The following is a 6,349-nucleotide window of genomic DNA, read 5'->3' as shown; positions in this document are numbered from 1 at the left end:
ACACTTGCCAGATCCAGAAAGAAAAGCTTCTATTGGTATAAGAGCGTGATCGAAACCAATGGAGAACAGCTGGATTAATGCTGCGTGTGTGTCTCTGGTTGAAGGGATTCAGCATGTGGCGACCCATTCGGAGGAGCTTAGTGCAACAGCACAGGAAATTTTAAGCAATACGAAAAAAGCGGTTGAGGACTCCGGTAACGTGACTGAGGTGGCTGGCTACATCAAGGAAATCTCAGAGCAGACTAACCTGCTTGGTTTAAATGCTGCGATTGAAGCTGCCCGGGTGGGTGAGGCAGGAGCGGGTTTTGGGGTTGTCGCTACAGAAATCCGCAAAATGTCTACAGGCACCAAGGAAGCAACAGGGCGCATTGAGCAATCCTTGCAAGCCGTTAGACAATCAGTGTATAAGATGGAAGAAGAGATCACGCAGATTACCGTATCCTCCCAAGAGCAAGCCAAGCTTGTGTCGGAGTTTATGAATATTATTGATCAATTAAATGAAACCAATCAAGGTTTGAGAGGTTTAATAGAGAAAATCACGAATGATGTTGATGCAAAATAAAGATTTTAAAAAAAGTCTCGGTCTGTGAATTGTGCATTCCGTCATGGAAATGTAGATCACAGGGCGCGACTTTTTTTAGTTTATGGAGATAAATAACTTGGAGTGGATACATGTATGAATTTGAATGAGTTAAATGAACAGAGTTACACAGAACTAGAGGATTATTGGGTGCGTGTGTTTCTAAATGTAGTACAAGATCAGGATAAGGAGAACTGGGTGATTCCTTATTACAACACAACCTATTCTAATGGTCAGAAAATCATAGATATGAACCCTATTTTTTCGGCTAAATCAAAAATAAATCATAAATCCATCAGAATCATTCATGAAACGGATCATGAAGAAGATGACGTTCACTATTGGTTAGATACGAATGGGAAAAACGAATTAGTTATTATTTGTCCCTTGTCACAGCAACATGTGCAAAAAGTAGAGGGGATCATTGAACGCTGGATTTATGAATGAGAGTCATTATCCATAATCGAAACTTTTCCGATATAATAGGGAAGAGAAGCCATAGAACAGATACTACCTCAGAGAGGTGATTCACAATGACCGTTGATATTCTCCGACGTAATAATGTAAAAGTGCTAGGCACAGGGAGCCAGACGATTGTGTTTGCTCACGGCTTTGGATGCGACCAGGATATGTGGCGTTATATCGTCCCTAGCTTTATCGACAACTACCAAATCGTCTTGTTTGATTACGTAGGTTCCGGAGATTCTCAAATAAAGTATTATGACTCGAAAAAATACAGTGACTTGCAAGGGTATGCCCAAGATGTGCTGGATATTATGGAAGCGTTAGACTTAAGAAATACCATATTCGTCGGACACTCCGTTAGCAGCATGATCGGAATGCTCGCCTCCATCCGCAGCCCTCAATATTTTGAACGCATTGTCATGCTCGGTCCTTCTCCACGCTATGTGAATGACCTGCCTTCTTATTATGGTGGTTTCGATAAAAGTGATATTGATGAATTATTGGATATGATGCAAATGAACTTTATTGGCTGGGCCAGTTATATGGCGCCCATTGCTATGCAGAATCCCGAGCGACAGGACTTAACCGAAGAATTGGAAAAGGCATTTTGCTCCAGAGATCCTCATATTGCACGGCAATTCGCAGAGGTTACATTTTTTTCAGATTGCCGTGTCGATCTTCAGCATGCTTCGGTTCCTACACTTATTCTCCAGTGCTCGGACGATAGTATTGCTCCAATTGAGGTAGGGGATTATTTACATGCCCATCTTAGAAATAGCAGACTTCAGCAGATGAGAGCAAAGGGACATTATCCTCATTTAAGCCAACCAGGAGAAACAAGCAATTTAATCAAAGAATATTTAGCCAGTGTGTAATATCGTATGAAAGGCAGTCATGCAATGGATATTCAATTAGATAAAGCTCCCTGTGGATACTTTTCAATTTCGGATGCTGGGATCATACAATCGGTAAATCAAACTTTGTTGGACATGCTTCTTTATGAACGCGATCAATTGCTCGGACGGCCGATTGAAATGACCATGTCTGTTACCAACAAGCTATTTTTTCATACTTATTTTTATCCCTACATCCAGTTGTACGGGCGTGTCGATGAGATGTACTTTTCGTTTCGCACAAGTGATCAACAGGATATGCCTGTACTACTAAACGGAATTCGCCAGGAACGAAATGGAGAAGCAGTGATTGACTGTGTAGTGCTTGTGATGCGTAAGCGTATTGAACACGAAAAAGATATACTTCAGACCAAAACCAAGCTTCAGGAATTATATCAGGCGACGAATGAAGCCAACCAGGAGCTTGAACGGTTGCACGAAGAATATGAAATCAAGCAGCAGGAATTAGTGAGGATCAATCTCCAGCTAGAAACGATGGCGTCAACCGATCCGTTAACTGGGCTAAAGAATAGAAGATATGTTCAAGATCAGTTACTGGCTAGCCTAGCCTCCTTTCAGGAGACAGGGACCCCCTTTTCCCTGCTGATCATTGATATTGATCATTTCAAAAGCATTAACGACACTTACGGTCATCCGGTGGGCGACCTGGTGCTTACTCATCTGGCTGAATTACTACAATCCCTGTCACGGGACGTGGATATTGTCGCTCGTTACGGTGGCGAGGAATTTGTAATTATCCTTCCCGGCAACGATCAACAGGAAGCTATTCGTACAGCCGAAAGATACCGCTCCATGACAGCTTCAAGGGATTGGGGAGAATACAGCATTACTGTGAGTATTGGTGTGGCAACGGTCACGCAAGCGGATACGGAACAATCGATCGTTCATCAAGCAGATTTGGCTCTGTATGCCTCCAAGAGTGGTGGGAGAAACCGGGTTACACATTCAGCAAGTCTTGTAAAGAAATAGATAGAGGCTTATTAATAAAGGGAATTAAGACCGACGCGCCTTAGAGCTAATTAGCCTAGCCTGCCTCTTACGGCGGGCTTTTTATTATAAAAAGAATGAGTGATGTGGAGGGTTAAACATGGGGGAAGCGTACAAGCTGGATTGTGATAGCTGTGTTTTTACTAAGAACATATTTGTGGGATTCGGTTTTTCATATATGAGTTTGGAATCCATTGCTTCGTTTGTACAAGATGCAGCCCTTAAACGACGTATTAAGGAATTCATAGGCAATCCTTCAACAAGATATGATGCTTATGACGCGATATATATATGTCCGGTCTGTCAGGACATCCGCAATGAACTGTTTATTGAGATGATATCGGACTCATCACATTATAAAATTTCTTATGCTTGTCCTAAATGCGCGAGTGTTATGGAACAAGAACACATTGAAAACAATGTGCATGTTCATTTAAGCTGCCCAGCATGTGAGAAGGGGAAATTGAAAGCAACGTTTTATATGGATTGGGATTAATAGATTCCCCGAACATCTCCACAGCATATTCCAATAAGTCTGGTCAAACCATTCAAATTCAGCTAATATTAATGATAACGGTTCTCATTTAAATCATCAGAATGAATGAAAACATTTGAGGTGTACGCTTGTGAATTCAAATGCGCTATCATTAATATATCAGCATTACTTAGAAAAAACTCCGTTTAGAAAACAAAACGAGCATACGTATATGATGTTACCGGAAGCGGGTAACGGACATATCTACCGAGTTACAACTTACAGCGGAATCGAAATTGTCTATTCGCACATTCAATATCACGAGCCGTACCCGACGTATTTTGCTTCCAGAGGATAAATGATTGAACTTCAATTTGCACTTTCGGGACGACGTTATGTGAATATATCCGGTCTGGATTATACACTCCCGATGGGACAGGGTGCTCTTATTTTTTTACAGGATTTCAAAGAACGTTTCCATCCTCCGGTTAACGAACAATACCGATCATTTGCACTTGGCATTCCTGTTTCGTTGTTTAATTATGCGGCTTCACAGTTGGCGGCTCGTCACCAGGCAGCTATTGAATTTAATCAAATTCTGAAGGGTGCTGCATTCCATCACCTTGGTTTTGAACTGGATCACCGAAGTATAGTGATGATTGAACATTTGATCAAAGACTTGAAAAGTGTGCATAGATCGCCTTTATTAATGGAAGCAGCGGCACTGGAGATTTTAAATCGATTTATGATTCAATTATTTGATTTAACCCCCATGCCCGAAGGCTTATCTAAAGAAGATGTCAGAAAGTTGCATATGGCTCGGCAAATCCTTGAGTCCAGCATGATTGATCCTCCTTCACTGATCGCATTATCCAAAAAAGTTGGATTAAACGATTTTAAATTAAAAAAAGGATTCAAAGCATGTTTTGGGATGACTGTACAGCAACGTGAGTGCCTTTTCAGAGCAATTTTTCCGGGAATACGGAGTGAAATCATCGTCCTTGAAGAAAGCATTTTAAATTTCTTTTGTGACCATTCCCAAAAATATTAAGTAAACAAAAAGCTGGAGCCTATATAGATAGGATTCCAGCTTTTTTATGTGATGCTTATTTTACAAAAGTTTCTGTACCCTTTGAATTAATGGTTGAAGTATGGGTACGAGACGCTTCTTCAATATTTCTAAATGCCCAGTAATTTGCTGGTACATCCTTCCACGTAGCCTGAATTGTTCCTTCCAGGGGCCCACGTTTTAAGATCGTGTTCAAAATTGTAACCGTCTCTACTCTTGTTATATATTTATTCGGTTGGAAGCTGTTGTCGTTATAACCGGTAATCCACCCTGCATTAGCTAGCGCTACAATGGAATCTCTTGCCCAATGCTTTTCGATATCGGTATAAGGAGACGCTGCGGTTTGCGTTCCTTTAAGCTGCTTCCAGGATGCGAGTATTGCTGCCATTTCAGCACGGGTAATGGGTTGCTCTGGGTGAAATGTTCCATCTGCATATCCATTCATGAGGTGCTGTGTCGTGAGTGCTATAATCGAATCTTTTGCCCAATACGTGCCAGGTACATCTTTGTAAGTCGTTGTATTTTCTTTTGTCTCCAGCTTCATAATTCTTGCCATCATCGCAGCAGTTTCAGCTCGTGTAATCGATTGATCCGGTCGGAATGTACCATCCTGATAACCTGTTATATATTTCTCATGCATAACCTCGGATTGCTCTGCTGGCGTGATTACCGGAGTCGGTAAATCCGTCGGTAAAGTCGATGGCGATAAAGGTGTGGTTGTTTCGCTGGAAGCAATAGACTCACTGCTATCTGTACTATCCTTCTTATCTTTTTTACTGCTAGTAGTACCAGTTCCGCCAGTATTTACAGTACCTGTATCTCCATTTACAACCTGTATATACGCTTCAGATGTACTCGGTGCGAATCGAGCATCTCCACTGTATATAGCAGTAATCGGGTGGCTTCCTACACTCAAGTCGCTTGTAGTATAGTATGCATTGGCATATCCATTCGAAATGCCCACTGGCTCCATCGTCAGCGTATCTAATATATTCGTGCCGTCCATTAGGATGACCGTTCCAGTTAAATCGCCCGACGTTTGTGGGTTCGAAGTTGTCCTCACGCTAAACCTTACTTCTTGACCGTGACTAGACGGATTCAGTGAACTCAATACTGTAGTTACTGTAGGCCGCAGTGTAGGAGTAGGTGAAGGTGAAGACGCATTTACGACCTGAATGTATGGCTCAGATGTACTGGGGGTAAATCGGGCATCCCCACTGTATATAGCCGTAATCGGGTGACTTCCCACACTTAAATCGCTTGTAGTGTAGGTCGCGGTGGCATATCCATTCGCAATGCCATTTGGCCTCATCGTCAGCGTATCTAGTATATCCGTACCGTCCATAAGGGTAACTGTTCCGGTTAAATCTTTTGAAATTTGTGGGGTTGAGATGGTTTTGATGCTAAACGTTACAGATTGACCTTGGTTAGAAGGATTTGTCCAACTCGTTACCGTAGTTTCAGTAGCATACACAGCGTCCGTTACACTAGATACTGGTGAAGAGGTTGCATACACGGCACTCTCGGAAAAGCTCCATGTCCAGGTCCCCAATAAGACGATAACAGCAAGATAAGTTAAACAAAAAGACTTGAATTTACTCATAAACTTCCTCCATAAGTTTTTTCCGGTGTCACGATGAGCTGACTAAGATCCTCCATGATGACTAACCTTCTAATATGATTTTCTTACACTACCGAATTACTATACTAAATGTCTCTGAACCAATTCTGAACCAATTCTGAACCAAATCAACTATAACCGTGTCCAATTCAAATCGTCTCCTCAGAACAAATGCAAAAAGGGCCAACCCTAAAGAATTGGTTGACCTCATAAATATAAATAACAGTTTAGCGTGATG

Annotated in this window: 7 protein-coding genes and 1 pseudogene; 7 read left to right on the top strand and 1 reads right to left on the bottom strand. The window is 41.8% G+C overall.

Annotation, left to right across the window (positions count from 1 at the left end; all coding sequences use genetic code 11):
* From AC5V8P_RS22335 to AC5V8P_RS22305, 7 genes and pseudogenes are all read left to right on the top strand, one after another.
* On the top strand, positions 1-78 hold a 78-nt coding region (locus AC5V8P_RS22335), incomplete at its 5' end, for a hypothetical protein (RefSeq protein WP_495473875.1).
* Positions 59-562, top strand: coding sequence for a methyl-accepting chemotaxis protein (locus AC5V8P_RS22330; RefSeq protein ID WP_231116848.1), 504 nt, complete (start codon positions 59-61; stop codon positions 560-562). The genes AC5V8P_RS22335 and AC5V8P_RS22330, both read left to right, overlap by 20 nt.
* A gap of 114 nt (positions 563-676) precedes the next feature.
* Positions 677-1,027, top strand: a complete 351-nt coding sequence (locus tag AC5V8P_RS22325) for a hypothetical protein (RefSeq protein WP_064796970.1) — start codon at positions 677-679, stop codon at positions 1,025-1,027.
* A gap of 86 nt (positions 1,028-1,113) precedes the next feature.
* Positions 1,114-1,920 carry an alpha/beta fold hydrolase gene (locus AC5V8P_RS22320; protein ID WP_064796971.1) on the top strand — a complete coding sequence of 269 codons (807 nt, stop codon included), beginning with the start codon at positions 1,114-1,116 and terminating at the stop codon, positions 1,918-1,920.
* Positions 1,921-1,944: 24 nt separating this feature from the next.
* The gene (locus tag AC5V8P_RS22315; protein WP_064796972.1) at positions 1,945-2,928 is read left to right on the top strand and encodes a sensor domain-containing diguanylate cyclase; all 984 of its coding nucleotides are present in this window, start codon (positions 1,945-1,947) and stop codon (positions 2,926-2,928) included.
* A 118-nt stretch (positions 2,929-3,046) separates the two neighbouring features.
* The gene (locus AC5V8P_RS22310) at positions 3,047-3,442 is read left to right on the top strand and encodes a hypothetical protein (RefSeq protein WP_064796973.1); all 396 of its coding nucleotides are present in this window, start codon (positions 3,047-3,049) and stop codon (positions 3,440-3,442) included.
* A gap of 130 nt (positions 3,443-3,572) precedes the next feature.
* A pseudogene (locus tag AC5V8P_RS22305) lies at positions 3,573-4,440 on the top strand (helix-turn-helix domain-containing protein).
* A gap of 87 nt (positions 4,441-4,527) precedes the next feature.
* Here the strand turns inward: AC5V8P_RS22305 and AC5V8P_RS22300 are convergent.
* The gene (locus tag AC5V8P_RS22300; protein ID WP_064796974.1) at positions 4,528-6,093 is read right to left on the bottom strand and encodes an S-layer homology domain-containing protein; all 1,566 of its coding nucleotides are present in this window, start codon (positions 6,091-6,093) and stop codon (positions 4,528-4,530) included.
* Positions 6,094-6,349: the final 256 nt, after the last annotated feature.

This window comes from Paenibacillus sp. N119s, from assembly GCF_059447605.1.
The sequence above is the reverse complement of the archived record's forward strand: the minus strand, read 5'-3'. Positions and strand labels throughout refer to the sequence as shown.